Source organism: Roseicitreum antarcticum (genome assembly GCF_014681765.1).
Lineage (GTDB): Bacteria > Pseudomonadota > Alphaproteobacteria > Rhodobacterales > Rhodobacteraceae > Roseicitreum > Roseicitreum antarcticum.
The window spans coordinates 797204-817184 of the sequence record NZ_CP061498.1; the positions used below are offsets into that span (position 1 = coordinate 797204).

The 19981-nt window shown below is 64.7% G+C and carries 23 protein-coding genes; 3 read left to right on the forward strand and 20 right to left on the reverse strand.

All coding sequences use genetic code 11. From position 1 onward, the window contains the following. Positions 1-501 carry a xanthine phosphoribosyltransferase gene (gpt, locus tag H9529_RS03645; RefSeq protein WP_092889756.1) on the forward strand — a complete coding sequence of 167 codons (501 nt, stop codon included), beginning with the start codon at positions 1-3 and terminating at the stop codon, positions 499-501. Between the two features lie 100 nt (positions 502-601). Here gpt and rpsI read toward each other — a convergent pair whose 3' ends face one another. The 6 genes from rpsI to H9529_RS03675 form a co-directional block, all read right to left on the reverse strand. Next, a complete protein-coding gene (rpsI, locus tag H9529_RS03650) occupies positions 602-1090 on the reverse strand; it encodes a 30S ribosomal protein S9 (RefSeq protein WP_092889753.1) in 489 nt (162 codons plus the stop codon). Positions 1091-1092: 2 nt separating this feature from the next. Next, on the reverse strand, positions 1093-1557 hold the full coding sequence (gene rplM / locus H9529_RS03655; protein WP_092889750.1) for a 50S ribosomal protein L13: 465 nt from the start codon (positions 1555-1557) through the stop codon (positions 1093-1095). 225 nt (positions 1558-1782) lie between these two features. Further along, positions 1783-2616 carry an SseB family protein gene (locus H9529_RS03660; protein ID WP_092889747.1) on the reverse strand — a complete coding sequence of 278 codons (834 nt, stop codon included), beginning with the start codon at positions 2614-2616 and terminating at the stop codon, positions 1783-1785. Positions 2617-2828: 212 nt separating this feature from the next. After that, on the reverse strand, positions 2829-3704 hold the full coding sequence (gene tsf / locus H9529_RS03665) for a translation elongation factor Ts (protein WP_092889744.1): 876 nt from the start codon (positions 3702-3704) through the stop codon (positions 2829-2831). Positions 3705-3793: 89 nt separating this feature from the next. Then, on the reverse strand, positions 3794-4561 hold the full coding sequence (gene rpsB, locus H9529_RS03670) for a 30S ribosomal protein S2 (protein ID WP_092889741.1): 768 nt from the start codon (positions 4559-4561) through the stop codon (positions 3794-3796). 206 nt (positions 4562-4767) lie between these two features. Beyond that, positions 4768-5949 (reverse strand): helix-turn-helix transcriptional regulator, encoded by a 1182-nt coding sequence (locus H9529_RS03675; protein WP_092889738.1) that lies wholly within the window; start codon positions 5947-5949, stop codon positions 4768-4770. Between the two features lie 191 nt (positions 5950-6140). On the opposite strand from H9529_RS03675, the gene cysD reads away from it, so the two are divergent. Both cysD and cysN read left to right on the forward strand, forming a co-directional pair. Then, positions 6141-7046 carry a sulfate adenylyltransferase subunit CysD gene (gene cysD / locus H9529_RS03680; protein WP_092889735.1) on the forward strand — a complete coding sequence of 302 codons (906 nt, stop codon included), beginning with the start codon at positions 6141-6143 and terminating at the stop codon, positions 7044-7046. After that, complete coding sequence (gene cysN / locus H9529_RS03685; RefSeq protein WP_092889732.1) at positions 7046-8959, forward strand: sulfate adenylyltransferase subunit CysN; 1914 nt, start codon at positions 7046-7048, stop codon at positions 8957-8959. Before cysD ends, cysN begins: the two co-directional genes overlap by 1 nt. A gap of 66 nt (positions 8960-9025) precedes the next feature. Here cysN and scpB read toward each other — a convergent pair whose 3' ends face one another. The 14 genes from scpB to flgC form a co-directional block, all read right to left on the reverse strand. Further along, on the reverse strand, positions 9026-9625 hold the full coding sequence (gene scpB, locus H9529_RS03690; RefSeq protein ID WP_092889924.1) for an SMC-Scp complex subunit ScpB: 600 nt from the start codon (positions 9623-9625) through the stop codon (positions 9026-9028). 107 nt (positions 9626-9732) lie between these two features. Continuing rightward, the gene (locus H9529_RS03695; RefSeq protein ID WP_092889729.1) at positions 9733-10581 is read right to left on the reverse strand and encodes a segregation and condensation protein A; all 849 of its coding nucleotides are present in this window, start codon (positions 10579-10581) and stop codon (positions 9733-9735) included. Positions 10582-10730: 149 nt separating this feature from the next. Next, positions 10731-11741 (reverse strand): glycoside hydrolase family 3 N-terminal domain-containing protein, encoded by a 1011-nt coding sequence (locus H9529_RS03700; protein WP_092889727.1) that lies wholly within the window; start codon positions 11739-11741, stop codon positions 10731-10733. Next, entirely contained in the window at positions 11742-12650 is a 909-nt protein-coding gene (locus tag H9529_RS03705; protein WP_092889724.1) for an SPOR domain-containing protein, read from the reverse strand. It lies immediately after the preceding gene. A gap of 84 nt (positions 12651-12734) precedes the next feature. Beyond that, positions 12735-14480, reverse strand: coding sequence for an arginine--tRNA ligase (argS, locus tag H9529_RS03710; protein WP_092889721.1), 1746 nt, complete (start codon positions 14478-14480; stop codon positions 12735-12737). A 453-nt stretch (positions 14481-14933) separates the two neighbouring features. Next, positions 14934-15191 carry a sulfurtransferase TusA family protein gene (locus tag H9529_RS03715; protein WP_092889718.1) on the reverse strand — a complete coding sequence of 86 codons (258 nt, stop codon included), beginning with the start codon at positions 15189-15191 and terminating at the stop codon, positions 14934-14936. 319 nt (positions 15192-15510) lie between these two features. Then, positions 15511-16074 (reverse strand): flagellar basal body-associated FliL family protein, encoded by a 564-nt coding sequence (locus H9529_RS03720; RefSeq protein ID WP_092889715.1) that lies wholly within the window; start codon positions 16072-16074, stop codon positions 15511-15513. Between the two features lie 11 nt (positions 16075-16085). Next, a complete protein-coding gene (flgH, locus tag H9529_RS03725) occupies positions 16086-16805 on the reverse strand; it encodes a flagellar basal body L-ring protein FlgH (RefSeq protein WP_223814282.1) in 720 nt (239 codons plus the stop codon). A 107-nt stretch (positions 16806-16912) separates the two neighbouring features. Beyond that, complete coding sequence (gene flgA / locus H9529_RS03730; protein ID WP_092889707.1) at positions 16913-17380, reverse strand: flagellar basal body P-ring formation chaperone FlgA; 468 nt, start codon at positions 17378-17380, stop codon at positions 16913-16915. Further along, positions 17380-18165 carry a flagellar basal-body rod protein FlgG gene (gene flgG, locus H9529_RS03735; protein ID WP_092889704.1) on the reverse strand — a complete coding sequence of 262 codons (786 nt, stop codon included), beginning with the start codon at positions 18163-18165 and terminating at the stop codon, positions 17380-17382. Before flgG ends, flgA begins: the two co-directional genes overlap by 1 nt. 97 nt (positions 18166-18262) lie before the next feature. Next, positions 18263-18979, reverse strand: coding sequence for a flagellar hook-basal body complex protein (locus H9529_RS03740; protein ID WP_092889701.1), 717 nt, complete (start codon positions 18977-18979; stop codon positions 18263-18265). Between the two features lie 3 nt (positions 18980-18982). Then, positions 18983-19249 carry a flagellar biosynthetic protein FliQ gene (locus tag H9529_RS03745; RefSeq protein WP_092889698.1) on the reverse strand — a complete coding sequence of 89 codons (267 nt, stop codon included), beginning with the start codon at positions 19247-19249 and terminating at the stop codon, positions 18983-18985. Beyond that, positions 19249-19566 carry a flagellar hook-basal body complex protein FliE gene (gene fliE / locus H9529_RS03750; protein WP_092889695.1) on the reverse strand — a complete coding sequence of 106 codons (318 nt, stop codon included), beginning with the start codon at positions 19564-19566 and terminating at the stop codon, positions 19249-19251. The genes H9529_RS03745 and fliE overlap by 1 nt, the downstream gene beginning before the upstream one ends. A 12-nt stretch (positions 19567-19578) precedes the next feature. Then, positions 19579-19974, reverse strand: coding sequence for a flagellar basal body rod protein FlgC (gene flgC / locus H9529_RS03755; protein WP_092889692.1), 396 nt, complete (start codon positions 19972-19974; stop codon positions 19579-19581). Between the last annotated feature and the right edge of the window lie 7 nt (positions 19975-19981).

Sequence of the window (19981 nt, forward strand, 5' to 3'; positions counted from 1 at the left end):
ATGAATGACCGTCTGCCGCACGAAAAAGGCTTTCACATCAGCTGGGATCAGATCCACCGCGACAGCCGCGCACTGGCCTGGCGGCTGGACGGGCTGGGCCCCGATAACGGCGGCTGGCGCGCGGTCGTGGCGATCACACGCGGGGGCATGGCGCCCGCGATGATCGTCAGCCGCGAGTTGGACATCCGTGTGGTCGATACGGTCTCGGTCAAATCCTATAACAACCAGACCCAGGCCGCGCCGCGCGTCATCAAGGCACCGCAGGCCGAGGTGATGGGCGATGGCACCGGCATCCTGGTGGTGGACGATCTGGTCGATACCGGCAAGACGCTCGAACTGGTGCGCGCGCTCTACCCCAAGGCACATTTTGCGACGGTTTATGCCAAACCGCAGGGGCGGCCCATGGTGGACACCTTCATCACCGAGGTGAGTCAGGACACGTGGATATTCTTCCCCTGGGACATGGCGCTGCAATACGTCGAACCATATCGCGCGACCTGACCGGGGCTTTGGCGCCTGCCCCACGGGGCGCGCACCACCCCCGAAACAGCAAGAAGGCCGCGCATCGCTGCGCGGCCTTCTGCATTCCTGTCCCGAAGGATCAGCGCTTCGAGAACTGGAAGCTGCGGCGGGCTTTGGCCTTGCCGTATTTCTTCCGTTCCACCACGCGGCTGTCGCGGGTCAGGAAGCCTGCCGCTTTCAGTGCGCCGCGCAGGCTGGGTTCATAAAGCTGCAACGCCTTCGAGATACCGTGCTTCACCGCACCGGCCTGACCCGACAGACCACCACCGGCAACCGTTGCCATCACGTCAAACTGGTCCGTAACACCGGCCACCTGGAACGGCTGACGCAGGATCATTTGCAGCACGGGACGGGCGAAATAGGCTTTCATCTCTTTGCCGTTCACCGTGACTTTGCCCGAACCGGGGCGAATCCAGACGCGGGCGACCGCATCCTTACGCTTGCCGGTCGCATAGGCGCGGCCCAGCGAGTCGCGCACAGGGGTGCGGACAATCGCGGCTTCTTCTGCCGCAGGCGTGCCTGCTACGGCGGATTTCAGATCGTCGAGAGTTTTAAGATCGTCGGACATGATCAGGCGCTCCGCGTGTTTTTGGGATTCATGGCGCGCAGGTCCAGCACGTCGGGCTGCTGTGCCTCATGCGGATGCTCTGCGCCTGCATAGACGCGCAGGTTGGTCATCTGCTGACGGGTCAGCGGGCCGCCGGGCAGCATGCGCTGGATCGCTTTGGTCACGACACGCTCGGGGAACTTGCCTTCGAGGATCTGGCGCGCAGTGCGCTGTTTGATCCCGCCCGGGTGGCCGGTGTGCCAGTAATAGATCTTGTCATCGCGCTTTTTGCCGGTCATCTGCACCTTGTCGGCGTTGATGATGATGACATTGTCGCCCATGTCCATGTGCGGAGTAAAGGTGGCTTTGTGTTTGCCACGCAGGCGCATGGCGACGATCGAGGCGAGGCGGCCCAGAACGATGCCTTCGGCATCAATCAGGATCCACTTCTTTTCGATCTCCGCCGGTTTTGCGGTATAGGTTTTCATGATCTGCCTATCGAATAAAGGGAACAGACGGGCAAGACCCGCCGAGGTGATGGGCGGGTTTTAAGGGAATTGCGCGTCACGTCAAGTGCGTTCGCGTCGAATTCCTTATGCAAAATCAGTGCTTTGCAAAATAGGTATTATTTTACCCCACAAAATCCGACCACTTCCACCCCCAACAGGCCTTCCGGGCCCGCAGGGGCACCCCTGCCCCGGCTCAGCCCCGCCTTAGCGCAGCCTTGGCGGCGCGTCAGGGTCCATGCCCGGTGCTTTTGGCGTGTGCCCCGTGGGTGCTGCGACCTTTGGCAGGTCGAACCGCAACCCCACCCGCGCCAGCCGCGCGGCAAAGCTGTCAGACGCCTCCAGAAAGGTCACGTCCAGCGCCCCGGCCTCGACCCCGGAAAATGTCAGCGCCTGCGCCACGGCGCGGGCCAGCGTAGGCTCTGCCCCGTCAGCCGTCCCCACGAAGGCCAGGATATGGCTGCGGCTGCCATCGTCATAGGCGACCTGCGCCAGGTAGGCCGCGACGGCCAAGCCGCCCGCACGCGCCAGCGTCGCGTCGAGCGCGGTCAGCAAAGTGTCGGGCAGGCCCTTGGGCGCAAAGACCTCGGACGCGCGGGCCTGCAACTCGGTGGGACGGTTTTCCAGCGTATCGGCCAACCAGCGCAGGATTTCGGCAGGCAACAACCGGGATGAGGGCGCGACGCCCAGGTTCAGGCCCAGACCCAACCCGGCCTCAGGGTCGGCGACCAGCATCTGCACCAGCGCGCGGCCCGGCAGCGCGGCATAGGGTGCGGGCAGGCCAGTGAATTCGGACAACCGTGCCTCGGTATCGAAGGCCAGCACAACCGGCCCATCCTCCAACGCGAAGACGCGCGGCGAAAGCTGATCACCCCGCGCCTCGGTTTCCAGCAGCAAGAACAGCTCTGCCTCGGCAAGCCGCGCATAAAACGCCAGCCGCGCCGCGTCGTCATCGGGGTTGGCCTCGGTGCGCAGATAGGCCGTGTCGAGCAGGGTTTCGGGCTGGTTCTCAGACTGGTTCTCAGACTGGTTATCGGGCATGGCGGCCACCTCTGGCAATGGACCCGGCAGGCAAAGGGCGGGGTCGGGGTGTGGATTTTACCTGACCTAAGGCGCGGCGCGCTAAGGGGCAAGGCCGGTTGCGACGCCCTTGGCCTGCGCGCAGGGTCACGGCACGAATAAGGGGCGGCGGCAGTTCCCTGCCCCGCCCCCCGTTGATCGCCGGTGCCACAGGAGGCACCGCCAGAGATTCCTCAGCCCGCCAGCGTTTTTGCAACTTCGGCAGCGAAGTCTTCTTTTTCTTTTTCGATGCCCTCGCCGACCGACATGCGCACGAAGCCCAGAACCTCGACACCCGCATCTGCCGCAGCTTGCGCCACGGTCACATCGGGATTGATGACGAATTTCTGACCCAGCAGGGTGACTTCTTCAAAGAATTTCGCCATGCGGCCGACAATCATCTTTTCGATGACCGCGTCTGGCTTACCGGATTCGCGGGCCTGTTCGGTCAGAACGGATTTCTCACGCTCGACCAGCGCCGGGTCCAGATCGGCCTCGGACAGTGAGGCGGGGTTGGTCGCGGCGATATGCATGGCGATCTGCTTGCCGATGCCGTTGTCGGCACCTTTCAGCGCGACCAGCACACCGATGCGGCCCAGGTTGTCGGCAGCAGCGTTGTGCACATAGGACACGACCACATCGCCTTCGACCTTGGCCATGCGACGCAGGCCCATGTTCTCGCCGATCTTGGCGATCGCATCGGTCAGCACGACGGACACGGCCTTGCCGTTCACTTGCGCCGCGTTCAGCGCATCCACGTCGGCAACCGCCAGCGCGGCGGTGGTGATGTCGCGCACCATGCCTTGAAATTCTTCGTTCTTGCCGACGAAATCGGTTTCCGAGTTGATCTCGACCGCGACGCCCACGCCGCCGTCAACCGCAACACCCACCAGACCTTCGGCAGCAGTGCGCCCGGCTTTCTTGGCGGCCTTGGCCAGACCTTTGGTGCGCAGCCAATCCTGAGCGGCTTCCATGTCGCCGTCGGTTTCGGTCAGGGCTTTCTTTGCATCCATCATGCCTGCGCCGGTGCTTTCGCGCAGCTCTTTAACCATTTGTGCGGTGACGGCCATAATGCCTTCTCCTTAACGATAAGATTGGAGGTACCGCGCAAGGGATTACCCCTTGCGCGGTGTCAATTCTGTGACAGCGGGCGGCCAGATCAGGCGGTTTCGCCCTCGGCAATCGCTTCTTCGACCGGGGCTTCTTCCAGCGCGCCGATGTCGACACCTGCCGCACCCAGTTGGGCCGACATACCGTCGAGCGCAGCGCGGCTGACCAGATCGCAATAGAGCGCGATGGCACGGGCCGCGTCGTCATTGCCCGGGATCGGGTAATCAACGCCATCGGGGCTGGAGTTGCTGTCGAGGATCGCGATAACCGGGATACCCAGTTTCTTCGCTTCCAGAACGGCCAGATCTTCCTTGTTCACGTCGATGACGAACAGCAGGTCCGGCACGCTGCCCATCTCGCGGATACCGCCCAGCGAGGCTTGCAGTTTGATCTGCTCGCGCTCCATGCCAAGACGCTCTTTCTTGGTCAGGCCTTCGGCGCCACGCTCCATCTGCTCATCGATCGCCTTCAGGCGGGCAATGGACTGCGACACGGTTTTCCAGTTGGTCAGCGTGCCACCCAGCCAGCGGTGGTTCATGTAATACTGCGCGCAACGCTCTGCCGCGTCGGCGACGGGCTTTTGCGCCTGGCGCTTGGTGCCGACGAACAGCACGCGGCCGCCCTTGGCGACGGTTTCGCGCACGACGTTCAGCGCGGCGTCCAGCAGCGGGACGGTCTGCGTCAGGTCAAGGATGTGGATGCCGTTGCGGTCACCATAGATGTACTGGCCCATGCGCGGGTTCCAGCGTTGGGTCTGGTGGCCGTAGTGAACGCCAGCTTCAAGAAGCTGCCGCATCGAAAAATCGGGAAGCGCCATATCGTGTTCCTTTCCGGTTTGCGCCTGAGTGGGGCGTCTCAGGGCATTGCTGCCCCAACCGGCGGACCGAAACAGGATTTCTCCCTGTCTTGGCCCAAGCCCCACCTGTGAAGTGGGGGTGCGTTAGCGGCTTTTGCGGGGCTGCGCAAGGGCAAAGCGGCGCTATGGTGCCAGTTTGGCGACTGTGGCGCTTTGCCCGGGTGTCTTCACGCGCCCAACCGCAACCCCGCCGCGCTGCGCAACACCGCCCCGATCAGGCCGCCTTGGCCTGCCACGCCCAGCTTGGCGTAGATTTGCTTCGTATAGGATCGCGCGGTTTCCTGGGTCACTCCAAGGGCTGCGGCGGCCCCGGCGATACTGGCGCCTTGCACAAGGGCCTGCGTCATCCGGGCCTCGGCGCGTGTCAGGCCGAACATGTCGCACAGCAGCGCGCTCGCATCCGGCAGGCTTTGCGGCGGGCCGCGCAGCGTGCCCAGCACTAAAGGACCTGCGCCCGACGGAACATCGCCGACGTGCGGCGGATCGGTGTCGATCGGTTCTGTCGTCAGCCCGATGCGCGGGGCGGCTTGCAGCAAGATCTCTGCGGCAGGGCTGTCGCACAGGCGAACTGGCACCACATTTCCCGGGCCCTGCGCGGCGCGCTGCAAAGCCCCGGCCAGCGTCTGCGCCAGGCCCGGGTCGGCGCAGGTGGGCCGCGCGCCGCACTGCATCTCGACACCGGGCACCGCCGCCAACACCGTGCGCGCGCCTGCATCCATGTCGGCGACCTGCCCGCGCGGGCCAAAGAGCACCCAGCCCAAGCCGCAGGCCCCAAACGCCTGCGCGCCCCATGCCGCGCGCAGCCGCGCCGCGCGGGCAGCGTGAAACATCGGCACCGCCGCCTCGAGATGCGGGGTAAGGCCGGACAGCATGACACTATGCACCGCATCGAAATCCCGCGCGCCGCGCCCGATTGCCAGCCAAACACGCGAAGCGCCCCCCCCAACACTACCAGCCTGAATGCGGATCATGCGCATAAAGCGGATATTCTGTGCTTCAAGGGCTCCGCGCAACGACTGAGAGGCGCGGCCGTCAAGGGGCAGAATTTCACCCAGATCGTAGCTGCGCCCGGGCCGCAGCGGCACCGACAGCAGCGGCCCATCGGGATCGAACAGCCCCGATAGCGCCCCCTCAGCAGGTGCGATCCCCAGCAGATTATCCGCGCTGGCCCAGACTTGCGCCGGCCCGCCGCCCCCGTCTTCGCCCGCCGGGATCGCGTCAAACGCCAGCGCAGCCACCCCGGCCCGGGCCTGCGCGCGCAGGCCTGCCAGAAACGCCTCCCAGCCCGTGCCACCACTCGCGGCCTGATAAAGCGCGACGATCAAGGCGGTGTCACCTGCCGCTGCCATGGCCTCGCCCCTTCGCGGTAAAGTTGCAGTATTTCCACATACCCCCCATATGGGGGGTTTTTGCCCGGATAGGCTGGCGTAGCGCTGACAGTCAAGCGGAATCACCGCAGGCCACACCGAACCATGCGGCAGACGACCCCAAAGAGAGCCACCCCGAACACACCGGCAATATTCAGACAAAACGGAACACCATGACCCCAACATCCCTGACGCATTTGCAGCGGCTTGAGGCTGAATCCATCCATATTCTGCGCGAAGTGGTGGCCGAGGCCGCGAACCCCGTGATGCTTTACAGTGTCGGCAAGGACAGCGCCGTCATGCTGCATCTGGCTAAAAAGGCCTTCTATCCCTCTCCGCCGCCGTTTCCGTTGCTGCATGTCGATACGACATGGAAATTCAAGGAAATGTACGCGCTGCGCGACAAGGCAGCGGGCGATGCGGGCATGCAGTTGCTTTCCTACCAGAACCCCGAGGCCCTGGCGCAGGGAATCAACCCTTTCGACCACGGCGCGCTCCACACCGATATGTGGAAGACCGAAGGGCTGAAACAGGCGCTGGACCTTTACGGTTTTGACGCAGCTTTTGGCGGCGCGCGGCGTGATGAAGAGAAAAGCCGCGCCAAGGAACGCATCTTCAGCTTCCGGTCGGCCAGCCACCGCTGGGACCCCAAGGCGCAACGCCCCGAGTTGTGGCGCCTGTATAACGCGCGCAAGGCACAGGGCGAATCGATGCGGGTCTTCCCGATCTCGAACTGGACGGAACTGGATATCTGGCAATACATCCACCTGGAAGGCATCGAGATCGTGCCGCTGTATTTCTCGGCCCCCCGCCCCACGGTAGAACGCGACGGGCTGACGCTGATGGTGGATGACGACCGCTTTCCGCTGCGCCCCGGCGAGGAACCTGTGATGAAATCCATCCGCTTCCGCACGCTGGGCTGTTACCCGCTCACGGGTGCAGTGGAATCGACCGCTGACACGCTGCCGCGGATCATTCAGGAAATGCTGCTGACCACCACATCCGAGCGGCAGGGCCGCGCCATTGACCGCGATCAGGCCGCGTCGATGGAGAAGAAGAAGCAGGAAGGGTATTTCTGATGACGACCGCTGAAAAGGATACGAGCTATAAAACCGACGCCCTGATTGCATCCGATATCGATGCCTATCTGGACACCCATCAGCACAAGACCCTTTTGCGCTTCATTACCTGCGGGTCGGTGGATGACGGCAAATCGACGCTGATCGGGCGACTTTTGTACGACAGCAAGATGATTTTCGAGGATCAGCTGGCCGCGCTGGAAGCTGACAGCAAGACCTCGGGCACACAAGGGGCAGAGATCGACTTTGCCCTTCTGGTGGACGGGCTGGCAGCCGAACGCGAACAGGGCATCACCATCGACGTGGCCTATCGCTATTTCGCGACCGAGAAACGCAAGTTCATCGTCGCCGACACCCCGGGGCACGAGCAATACACCCGCAACATGGTCACCGGCGCCTCGACCGCCGACCTTGCCGTGATCTTGATCGACGCGCGCAAGGGCGTTCTGACCCAAACGCGGCGGCACAGCTACCTCGCCAATCTGATCGGCATTCGCCACATCGTGCTGGCGGTCAACAAGATGGATCTGGTGGGCTACGACCGCGCGACTTTTGACAAGATCGTGGCGGAATACACTGAATTCGCGACATCCATCGGCATCGACACCTTCACGGCGATCCCGATTTCGGGCTTCAAGGGCGACAATATTACAGCCCTCAGCCCGAAAATGCCATGGTTCACCGGCCCCGCGCTGCTCCCGCATCTGGAAACGGTGGAACTGGATCAGACCGCCGATCAGGCACGCCCGTTCCGCATGGCGGTGCAATGGGTCAACCGGCCCAATCTGGATTTCCGCGGGTTTTCCGGCACGATCTCCAGCGGCAGTATCCGCCCGGGCGATGCGGTGCGTGTGCTGCCCTCGGGGAAGACATCGACTATTTCGCGCATCGTCACGCTGGACGGTGATCTGGATCAGGCAGTCGCGGGGCAGTCGGTGACGCTGTGCTTCGCGGATGAGATCGACTGTTCGCGCGGGCAGGTCATCACCGCCGCCGACGCGCCCGCCGAGGTCGCCGACCAGTTCGAGGCGACGCTGGTCTGGATGGACGAAGACCGGCTGCTGCCCGGCCGCCCCTATTGGATGAAGATCGGCACGCAGACGGTATCGGTTGCGGTGCAGGAACCGAAGTATCAGATCGACATCAATACGCTGGAACATCTGGCGACCAAGACGCTGGACCTCAACGCCATCGGTGTGGCCAATATCACCACTGACCGCGACATCCCCTTTGCCGCCTATGCCGAGGACCAAGACCTTGGCGGGTTCATCTTGATCGACAAGATGACCAACCGCACAGTCGCCGCCGGGATGATCCATTTCTCGCTGCGGCGGGCGCAGAACGTCCACTGGCAGGCGACCGATCTGGGCCGCGAGCACCATGCCGCGATGAAGCACCAGACACCCGCCGTGGTCTGGATGACCGGGCTTTCCGGGTCGGGTAAATCCACCATCGCCAATCTGGTGGAAAAGAAACTGGCGCGGATGAACCGGCACACCTTCTTGCTGGACGGCGACAATGTGCGCCACGGGCTGAACAAGGATCTGGGCTTTACCGATGCCGACCGGGTGGAAAACATCCGCCGTGTGGGCGAAGTGGCCAAGTTGATGACAGATGCCGGGCTGATCGTGCTGACCGCCTTCATCTCCCCCTTCCGGGCAGAGCGAGAAATGGTGCGCGGCATGATGCAGCCGGGGGAATTCATCGAAGTACTGATCGACACGCCGCTGGCCGATGCCGAGAAACGCGACGTGAAGGGCCTCTATAAAAAGGCGCGGTCCGGGCAGTTGAAGAACTTCACAGGCATCGACAGTCCCTATGAAGCGCCGGAATCGCCCGAGATCCGCATCGATACCACGGCGATGACAGCGGACGAGGCCGCGCAGATGATCGTGGATTACCTGATCCCGTAAGCCACCCTGCTGCCGCGCGGGACGCATCCCGTGCGGCGGCAGTATTGCGGCGGCAACCGCGTGGCGTCAGTCGTCGAACAATTCGCTCTGCCCTTTGGGGGTGGGCGCATCCTCATCGTCTGCGGCATCGAACCGGCCGGGCATGGGGCGACTGTCCAACAGGCCCGCCTGTCGCAGTTCCTTCAGACCCGGCAGGTCACGCGCGGATTCCAGCCCGAAATGGTCCAGAAATTCCTGCGTGACCACGAAGGTAATCGGGCGGCCCGGGGTCATGCGGCGGCGGCCGAACCTGATCCAGTCCAGTTCAAGCAATTGGTCGATGGTGCCGCGCGACACGGCCACGCCGCGGATTTCTTCGATCTCGGCGCGGGTGACGGGCTGATGATAGGCGACAATGGCCAGCGTCTCGATCGCGGCACGCGACAATTTGCGCGTCTCCACCCGTTCGGTCTGCATCAAGAACCCCAGATCGGGCGCAGTGCGCAGCGCATAGGCATCCCCCACCCGCACCAGATGCACGCCGCGCCCTTCATACCGGCTGCGCAGATGCGCCAGCGCCTGCGCAGCGTCGCAGCCGTGCGGCAGGCGCGCGGCCAGTTCGGCCACGCTGAGCGGGTTGGCCGAGGCGAACAACAGCGCCTCGACCATACGTTCCTGTTCGGCCATGGGCGGCACGCTGAACAGGCCGGGGTCGGTCTTGCCCGGGTGAGGGGCGGCGCCTGTTTCGGGGCCTGTTTCGGGGCCCGTTTCAGATGCGGTTTCGTCGGACATGGTCATCTTGCAGCTTTCGGACGCAGGTGGAGGGGCGCGAAGGTATCGGACTGGCGCAGTTCTACCTGCCCCTGTTTCGCCAGTTCCAGCGAGGCCGCGAAGGTCGAGGCCATGGCCGAGCGTTTGCGCGGCCCCGCCCCGCGCCACCCCTCGGGCAGGTAGCGCGACAGATCGGTCCAGTCTGCATGCTGGCCGATCAGGTCGCGCAAGCGTTCCAGCGCAGCCTCCAGCGGATAGATATCACTGCGGTCAAAAGCATAGGGGCGAAATTCGTCGCGGGTGCGCAGCCGTGCATAGGCTTTCATAAGGTCCAGAAGGCTGGCGTCGATATTTGTCTTGCGCGTCAGGGCGATGCTTTGTGGCTGGCCACGCACGAAGAAATCCCGCCCCTTCTGGTCGCGCCCCATCAATCGCGCCGCCGCGTCGCGCATGGCGCCCAGCCGTTCCAGCTGGAAGGCCAGATGCGCGGCCAACTCGGCGCCGCTCGGGCCCTCATCCGCCGGGTCGGGCGGCAGCAGCAGACGCGATTTCAGGAACGCCAGCCACGCTGCCATGACCAGATAATCCGCCGCAAGTTCCAGCCTGAGTGCGCGCGCGCGCGCGATGAAGCTGAGGTATTGTTCGGCCAGTTGCAGCACGGATACGCGGCGCAGATCCACCTTTTGGCTGCGCGACAGCGTCAAGAGCAGGTCGAGCGGCCCTTCAAACCCGTCCACATCAATGATGAGCGCCTCGGCGGCAAGGCGCGCGGCGGGGCTTTCGCTGTCTTCCCACGGATCACGTTCGGGCGGATCACGTTCGGGCGGGTCAAGTTCGGGCGGGTCGGCATCGGGCGGCGCGGCATCGGCCATGGCATGTCCTTTATCACGAAGTGGGGCCCCATATCATGGGACGGGGTGACGCCGTTCCGCGCTCAATCCCATTCACGCGCCCCAACTGAACTGTTCATAACGCAATGCCGGGAAGCAAAAAACCGGTTCAGACGTATTTGCACCATGCTTCAGCCCTGCCCCATGATCCGCCCAAATTCCGACCAGAGCGCGGCAATGTCAACCGCCCCCACAGGCCTGCGTGCCCCGAGGGCGGCATCGGCCCGCGCCCGCGCGGGGTCCACCATCGCATCGCATACACCCGCCAGCGCCTGCATTTCAGCAAGATCGCCATTGCAATGCAACACGACATCGCAGCCCGCCGCCCATGCAGCATGCGCGCGCGACACCACATCGCCCGACAGCGCGCCCATGGAAATGTCATCGGTCATCAACAACCCGTCAAAGCCGATGTGCTCGCGGATCAGCGCGATCATGCGCGGCGACGTGGTGGCGGGCGCATCATTGTCCAGCGCGGCAAAACGCAGATGCGCGGTCATCCCGATCGGCAGGTCGGACAGCGCGCGAAAAACGGCAAAATCCGTGGCCTCCAACGTGGCGGCATCAGTCGCTACCACTGGCAGGCTTTGGTGGCTGTCGGCCTGCCCGCGCCCGTGCCCCGGCAGGTGTTTGATCACCGGCAAAACGCCCGCCTGGCCCATGCCCTCGGCCATGGCGCGGGCCAGTTCAACCACTTGCGCTGCATCGGTGCCATAGCAGCGGTTGCGCAAGAAGGGATGCGTCGCCTCTCCCGCGATATCACCCAACGGCGCGCAGTTTACGTCGATACCCAGATCGGACAATTCCGCCCCGATGATGCGGCCGCGCAGGAACATGGCGCGCGCAGCCAGCGGCCCCGCGCGCTGGGTCTGGTCCAGCGGCGCGGGCCAGTCGCGCCAATGCGGCGCACGCAACCGCTGCACGCGCCCACCCTCCTGATCGATCAAGACCGGCGCGGCCCAGCCCACCGCGGCGCGCAGATCGGCCACCACCGCGCGCACCTGTTCAGGCGTGTCGATATTGCGGCCAAAGAGGATGAAGCCAAAGGGCTGCGCCTTGGCGAAAAACGCAGCCTCCTGCGCCGACAGGAGCGTGCCTGCACAGCCAAGGATCAGCGGACGGCTGCTTGAAGGGATGACCATTCAGCGGATCAGCGCGGGAATGCAATCGGCATTCTGCGCCAGCAGCACGGCGCAGAAACGACGCGAATCCCCCTCATCCTCGAACCCATGGGCGCGCAGGCGGTAGAATGTCTGCCCGCCGCTTTGCGCCGCCTCTACCACCCGGCCCCGCGCGTCCAGATGGGGCGAGAAGCGCGTGGCCAGCGTGTCCCATTCAGCCCGCGCGATCTCGGCCGTGTCAAAGACGCCCAGTTGCACAAGCCGGGTGCCGGGTGCCAGCGTAGCGGGGTCGATGTCAATCTGGCGCGGCGTGCCGCGTTGCGAGGTGAGCGCCTGCACCGCCGCCTGCGCCATCAGATCGGGCCCTCCGGATGATTGCGCGGACGCGGTTCCCCCGCCTGCCGGATAACCCGCGCGCGCCCGGGGCCGGGGCGATACCTCAACCACCATGCCAGAGATCACGGCGCGCGCGACGCTGCTTTCCGGTTCATCATCGGCGCCTTCATCAGGTCCGGGGCGAAAAGCGACCTCCAGCGCGCGGGTCGTATCGATGTCGGACGCGCTGGGGGTGGCGCCGCTGCGGGCGGGCACATCCTCGGCGGTCAGGTCGATGGGCTGCGGGGCCAGCACGACTTCATCAGCGATACCGCCCGCCTGCCCGTCAGCGGCAACCGCGTTGACCGCAAGGCCCTGATAGGCCGCCTGTCTTCCACCCGGATTGTCGGGCGAGATCCGCATCGGCCCTTCCAGCGCGCGCACAACGGGAATGCCCGTCACATCGCGCACCATCAGATTGTAGCTCCAATACCCGATGCCCGCGACCAGCGACAGCGACAGCACCGCGCCAAACCAGTTGGCCAATGCCGCTACGCGAAGCGGCTGCGCGCCCCCGCCAGCCGCACGATATGCGTTGTAATCATACTCTGCCATGTCCTGCCCCAGATCTGACGGCCGGATGGTCCCGGTTATTCCGTAAAGTCTTGCCTGCGTTTCACCGGACCTGCGCGCTTTGTGTCAGCGCATTTCAGAAGCCGGCGTCACGCCCAGGATAGCAAGACCTGACGAAATAACAACGCCCACCGCCCGCACCAGTGCAATTTTTGCCGCCGATGTGGCAGGATCGTCCGCCTGAACGAAACGCAGCGCCGGATCGTCGTTGCCCCGGTTCCACAAACCATGGAACTCGGCGGCGACTTCGGAAAGATAGCCCGCGACGCGGTGCGGCTCATGCGTCCGGGCTGAGAGTTCGACCAGACGCGGCCATTCCGCCAGTTTGCGCAGCATCATCACCTCGGCCGGGTGGGTCAGCCCGGACAGATCGGCAGCACGCAGGCTGTCGTCATCGGTGGCGACCCCGGCTTCCAGCCCCTTCGCGATCGCCGAACAACTGCGGGCATGGGCGTATTGCACATAGAACACCGGGTTGTCCTTCGACTGCTCCAGCACCTTGTCAAAATCGAAATCCAGCGCTGCGTCGTTCTTGCGGGTCAGCATGACGAAACGGGTCACGTCCGCGCCCACCAGTTCGACCACGTCGCGCAGCGTCACGAAGGTGCCCGCGCGCTTGGACATCTTGAACGGCTCACCGTTTTTCCACAGCTTCACCAACTGGATCAGCTTTATCTCCAACGGGACCTTGCCGTCCGACAGCGCCGCCACTGCAGCCTTCATCCGCTTGACATAGCCACCGTGGTCGGCGCCGAAAATGTCGATCAACTGGTCATAGCCCCGGCTGACCTTGTCGTAGTGATAGGCAATGTCGGGGGCGAAATAGGTCCAGCTGCCGTCTGACTTCTTGACGGGCCGGTCGACATCATCGCCATGCGCGGTAGACCGGAACAGCGTCTGGATGCGCGGCTCCCAATCCTCGGGCAGTTTGCCCTTCGGCGGCTCCAGGGTCCCTTCATAGATCAGGTCCATGCCGCGCAATGCGTCGATGGCCTGTTCGATCCGGCCCGTGCCGTACAGCGCCTTTTCGGACGAATAGACATCCATCGCGACCCCCAGCGCCTGCAGGTCATCGCGGATCATTGCCATCATGCGGTCGATGGCGAAGGCGCGGATCGTATCCAGCCAGACGGTTTCGGGCTGGCTGAGGAAACGCTCGCCATACGCCTCCTTCAAGGCGCGGCCCACGGGGATCAGGTAATCGCCGGGGTACAGCCCCTCGGCGATTTCGGGCGACAGGCCATGCGCCTCGCGGTAGCGCTCATAGGCCGAACGTGCCAGCACATCGACCTGCGCGCCGCCGTCGTTGATGTAATATTCCCGCGTCACGTCATAGCCCGCGAAGGACAGCAGGCGCGCCAGCGCATCGCCCACCACCGCGCCACGCACATGGCCCACATGCATGGGGCCGGTCGGGTTGGCCGAGACGAATTCGATATTGGTCCGCGTGCCGGTGCCCATGTCCGAGCGGCCATATTCCGGCCCCTGCACCAGAATATCCGCCGCCAGCGCATGCCAGACCGACAGGTCCAGCCGCAGGTTCAAGAACCCGGGTCCCGCGACATCCGCCGCCGTCACGCGCGCATCGGCCATCAGCCGCGCGGCCAGATCGGTGGCAATGTCGCGCGGGCGCAGCCCTGCCGGCTTGGCCAGCACCATCGCGGCATTGGTCGCCATATCGCCATGGGCCGGATCACGCGGCGGCTCGGCGGTGACGGCGGCGAAGGACAGCCCGGCGGGCAGCGTCCCGTCCGCCACCATCTGATCCAGCGCAGAGAGCACCAGCGCGTGAATATCGGAAAACAGGTTCATCGGATCATCTTTCTGACTGCTTCGGCCCGGCAAGCGCCGGGGTAGGAGATGGGGCGGGGGTTCCCGGTCCGCGCGCGCCGCGTCCCAAGGGGGGCGCAGCGGCAGCCACGGAACATGCTGCCCAGCGGTTTACCACGCAACGGCGCAGGGTCAACGGCCCTGATGCGCGAGGTGGCCATCCCGGCCCCGCGCGACCCGTCATGATCCTATACTTGCTTCACCCGTGTCACAGAGGACCAGCATTGACTGCGCCATCCGGCGCCTGCGCCGCCCGCACCGCGCTGCACCTGACGCAAGCGCGATGCACCGCAAATACGTCGCCATTGCCATGTGGAACCTGCCCTCCCCCCGCCGCAAGGTACGTGCGTCAGCCGTTCCAGGAATGCCTGCGCCGCTGTTACCACCCGGCACATGCTTTCCCAGCGCATCAACGAAACCGTCTGCTGCGGGACGTCACGCATCCTTGCGGATCAGATAGGCCATTGCCGCGCCCGCCCCAGGATCGCCAAGCGGTTGCATACCCTCAAAGCCGTGCCCCGCCTCGGCACAGAAATGCGGGATGTCCACAACCGCCACGGGGTCGCTGGCCAGAAGCCGCAGCACCTGCCCAGGGGCCATGGCCTGCAAGGCTTTGCGTGCGCGCAGCACCGGCAACGGACACAGCAGGCCCGTTGCATCGACCTCCAAGTGCCATGCGGTGTCGTTTTCCATCCCCCTCCCTTATGCCGAGCAGGTGCATTTGTCGATCCGTTTCACGGACCCATGATACCTGAGCCCGCGCCGCCCCTGCCCCGCTTTGGGCGGACAAAAGCCCCGGTATATCGCACCCCCTTGCGCGATCCGACGGCGTCCGACACGCCTGCCCCGCGTCCAGTTTCAGTATCCCGGTTCCGGCGCAGCGGTCTCCTAACCTGGGGTACTGCGTCGCGGTCCTGGTTTTTTGATCCCACGCCTTTCGCGTTCGGGCAGGCGACAGGGCCCGTATCGCCCTGCGGCACAAAGGCCGGGCAGCGCCGCTGCTGGGCGCGGCTCACGTCTCCTGGCGCACGATTTCGGTGATCAACACGTCAATCAGCGCGCTGCCCAGCAGGCGCTGCCCGGTCTCGCGCAGCGCGGTGCGCAGCGCAGTCATGTTGCGCTGCGCCGTATAGACCCCGTCAAAGCCGCCGATGTTGGCGTGATCGAACATCACTTGCAGGAAGGCATCGCGCAGCCGGGGTTCATGCAGCAGCGCGGTATCGGCATATTCCAGGACCACCTCCAGCGTCAGCGAAAGCGCCACCATCGCCACCACCTTGTCTTCCTCGATGACGGGCACGAAGAACTGATTGGCCAGCACTGCAAGTTCCCGCGCTTCCAATGGAGGCAAGGGGGCCTGCGGGGCGGGCGGACTGGCACGCGCGCCCGGCTGTGCATCTGACTGTGCATCTGGCTGTGCACTTGGCTGCGCTTCGCCCGGCGCCGCGCCAGACGCACCTTCTGCCGTCTCCCCCGCCGCATCGGCGGAGACGGCAGGGGGTTTGAGCGCAAACCCCGCCCCCACCCCGCCGAAAAGGCCCAGCAAAACGATCAGGATCGGAAGTAGTTTTGCCATAGCGGCCCCGCCTAGAAAGGAGAAATCATGTCGATGAATTGCTGACCCAGCCGGGGTTGCTGCATGTCCGAGATATGCCCGCGCCCGCCGTAGGAAATCCGCGCGCCCGCGATCTTGTCATAGGTGATCTCGTTGCGGCGCGAGATATCTTCGGCCCGCACATAGCCCGTCACCAGCAACTCGCGCAGTTCGTTGTTCACGCGCACTTCCTGACTGCCCTCCAGCCGCATCACGCCGTTGGGCAGACGTTCCACCACAGTGGCGGCGACGCGCAGCGTCAGTTCTTCGTTCCGCTCCACCGTTCCGGTACCGGTGAAGGCGGTGGCACCCTGCGCCTGCACCGCCTCGGCGAGGCTGGCCCCGGCGGGCAGCCGACGGTTGAGCACCTGCGGCAGGCCCAGAAGCTGCGGCAGCCCCGCCGTGGTACTGCCTTCACGCGACCGCCCGGTGGTGTTGGAAATCGAGGCGCTTTCGTCGATCTCGATCACCACGGTCAGGATGTCGCCCTGCCGTGAAGCGCGCCGATCCCCCAAGAGCGAGCGTTGCGAGGCCGACCAGAGCGAGGCGTCATCGGTGGCGCGCCGCACCTCGGTCACCTCGGGCAGTGGCGTGTTATAGAGGGCGTGATGCGTAAAGGAGCCATCAACGCTGTTGAACACAGGCGGACGGCCGAGATGCGCTGCCTGCGCGCAGGCCGACAGCGCCAGCACGCTCAGAAGACCCAGGCGCACAGTCGTTCGGCGCGGCACAATGTGCGGCACAGGGGCAGTTCCGCATGCACCCTCACGCCCGATAGCGCGGGCAAGGACGGGGTAAGATGCAGGGGCAGTCTGGGGGATTATTGCCATGTGACACCGCCACCATCCGCCGTGTGATCGGCCCCGACCTTTACGGTGCCGTCGGCGGTCACCAGCCCGCTGACCGTTGTGCGCGACGACAGGTTCATCACCCGCACCCGGTCGCCCGGTCCGGCCCGGTCCAGCGCGCGGCCCTCGGTCGCGATGCGCAATGCGCCGACTTGATAATGCAGCAAGACGATCTGGTTGCGGTCAATCACCGCCGCAGGCCCGACATCGGACAGGCGAACCGGGCGCCCCGGATAGAGCGCGACACGCGCTTCCATCCCGACGAACAGGGCGAAATCGCGCGCTGCCCCCGGCACAGCATCGGGCCCGGGGGTGACATCGCCGGGGCGTATCACTTCATGCGCGCGGATCAGCCGCGTGGCGACCAGCGTCTCGGCCGTGGCGCCCGGCGTCAGCATCTGCGCGGCGATCATGACACAAGCGATGCTGCGCCAGCGCATCAGCGCACCTGCGCGGTGGCGGCAAGCATCTGGTCGGCGGCGGTGATGACCTTGGCGTTCAGTTCATAGCTGCGCTGCGCCTTGATGAGCTCGGTCACCTCGCGCACGGCATCGACCGAACTGTCTTCCAGATACCCTTGCCGCAGCGTGCCCAGCCCATCCGCACCGGCCTCGGCAACGAAGGCGGGGCCAGAGGCTTCGGTCTCGGTGAACAGGTTGGAGCCCATGGCCTCCAACCCCTTCTCATTCGAGAAACTCGACAGGGTGAACTGGCCCAGAAGTTGGGCCTGCACCCTGTCGCTAAAATAGGCGTAAACCTCGCCCTGAGCATTGATCGATACGGTGCGGGCATCGTCGGGAATGGTGATGCCGGGCGCGACCTCATAGCCGTCGGCTGTGACGATCAGCCCGTCGCCAGTACGGTGCAGCCCGCCGTCCCGGGTATAGGCCGCGCGTCCATCGGGCAGCGTCACCTCAAGATAGCCGCGCCCCTCGATCGCCAGATCCAGGTCCCCGCCTGTGATGGTCAGCGAGCCCTGCTGCAGCACGATCCCCACGGCCGCAGGGCGCACGCCGAGGCCCAACTGCACCCCCGCAGGCACAACAGTGCCATCCGTGGCATTGATGGTGCCCGCGCGGGTATGCTGCTGGTAATGCAGATCGGCGAATTCGGCGCGCCGGGCGTTATAGCCCGCAGTGCTCATGTTCGCCAGGTTGTTGGCGACAGTATCGACGCGCATCTGCTGGGCAGACATGCCAGTGGCGGCAATGTGCAGGGCTCTCATGATCGGGGGCTCCGTTGGGGGAAAGGTTTAGGTGTGGGTTCGTGGTCAGGAAATTGAATTCAAATCAGAAATTGGAAATCGAGGTGCGTAGACTGCTTCAGCTTCCAAGGGTATCGATCACGTTGCGCTGGCGCCCGTCTTCGGCCTCCAGAAAGCTCTGACCCAGCTCATAGGCACGCTGCACCGCGATCATCCGGGCGATTTCCGTGATCGGATCAACATTGGACCCTTCCAGGAAACCCTGCATCATGCGCGGTGCCTCGACCGGGATCATCGGACCATCGACTTCGAACAATGTGCCCGCGCCACGCCGCGCCGTCAGCGGGTCTTCGGGCAGCATCAGGCCGATCTGCGTCAGGGGCTGGCCGTCGGCCGAGACGGTGCCATCGGGACTGATCGCCACCCCGCGCGCATCGGGCGGGATGAAAACCGGCGCGCCGCCCGCATCGAGCAGGCGAAACCCATCGGGCGTGACCAGTTCACCAGCGGCATTGGGTATGAAATTGCCCGCGCGCGTCAGTCGTTCGCCCGCAGGGGTCTCGATAAGAAAGAACCCCTCTCCCTCGATCGCCAGGTCGAAATCGCCCCCGGTCGGCGCATGAACGCCCTGGGTCTGAAATGTCTGACGCCCGCGCGCGGCAGCCATCGACAGCGAGGGGCTGTCATCGTCCATCCGCCGGACGAATTCCGAGAAGATGACCCCCTCGCGGCGGAAGCCGGTTGTCGCGGCATTCGCGATGTTGTTGGCAACGGCCTGCATCTCTTGCATCAGGCCGCTTTGACGCGTCAGCGTGGTGTATCCGGGCAGGTCCATCGCCTATCCTCCGACAATCAGCGGGATCAGTTCATCTTGAAAGAACCGCACGAGGGTTTCGGTCATGAAGCTGGTGGTGATCCAGAACACGGCGACAATGGCCAGCAGCTTTGGCACGAAGGTCAGCGACATTTCCTGAATCGAGGTCAGGGCCTGAAACAGCCCCACCGCCACGCCCGCGACCAGCGCGACCGACAGGATCGGCGTCGAGATGATGACCGCGACCCACATGCCGTGCCGCAGCACATCGAAAAATGCGCCCTCGGTCATCAGACGGGCATCCGGAGGATTTCAAGATAGGCTTCCACCACCTTGTCGCGCACCGCGATGGTGGTTTCGACCGCGCCCTGAGTCCGCGCCAGCGCCATGACCAGGGCATGCGGGTCGGCGTCGCCGCCCATCATGCTGGCCTCGGCGGTCGTTTCGGCCTGGCGCAGGGTATCGACGAAGCTGGTCGCGGCCCGGCCCAGACTGTCCTGAAACCCGCGCGACCGGGCCGCATCGTTGAGGCCGCCCAAGGGTTCGGGGGCTGTGACCGGGCGCGCCGCACCATAAGACTGGGCGGCAATATTGGGGGAAATCTGCATGGGGAATATCCTTTATCTGCGAAGAAACTCGATCAGGCTTTGCTGCATCTGCTTTGCCTGATCGAACATTTTGAGGTTGGCCTCATAGCTGCGCTGCGCCTCGCGGGCGTCGGCGATCTCGATCACGGGGTCGACGTTGGAGCCAAAATAATGCCCGGTCTCATCGGCCAGTACGTGGCCGGGTTCATAGATCTGCGGCAGCGCGCGCTGGTCCAGTTGCACCTCGCCCGGGCGCACCATTATCGGGCTGCCGGGCGCAGGCGCCACCACCGCATCGAAGGCCACCGTCTTGCGCCGGTAGCCCGGCGTGTCGGCATTGGCGATGTTTTCCGAGACATGGCGCAGCCGCTGCGCCTGTGCCTGCATCCCCGAGGCAGAAACCCCGAGGGTCTGTGACAGATTGCTCATGATCGTT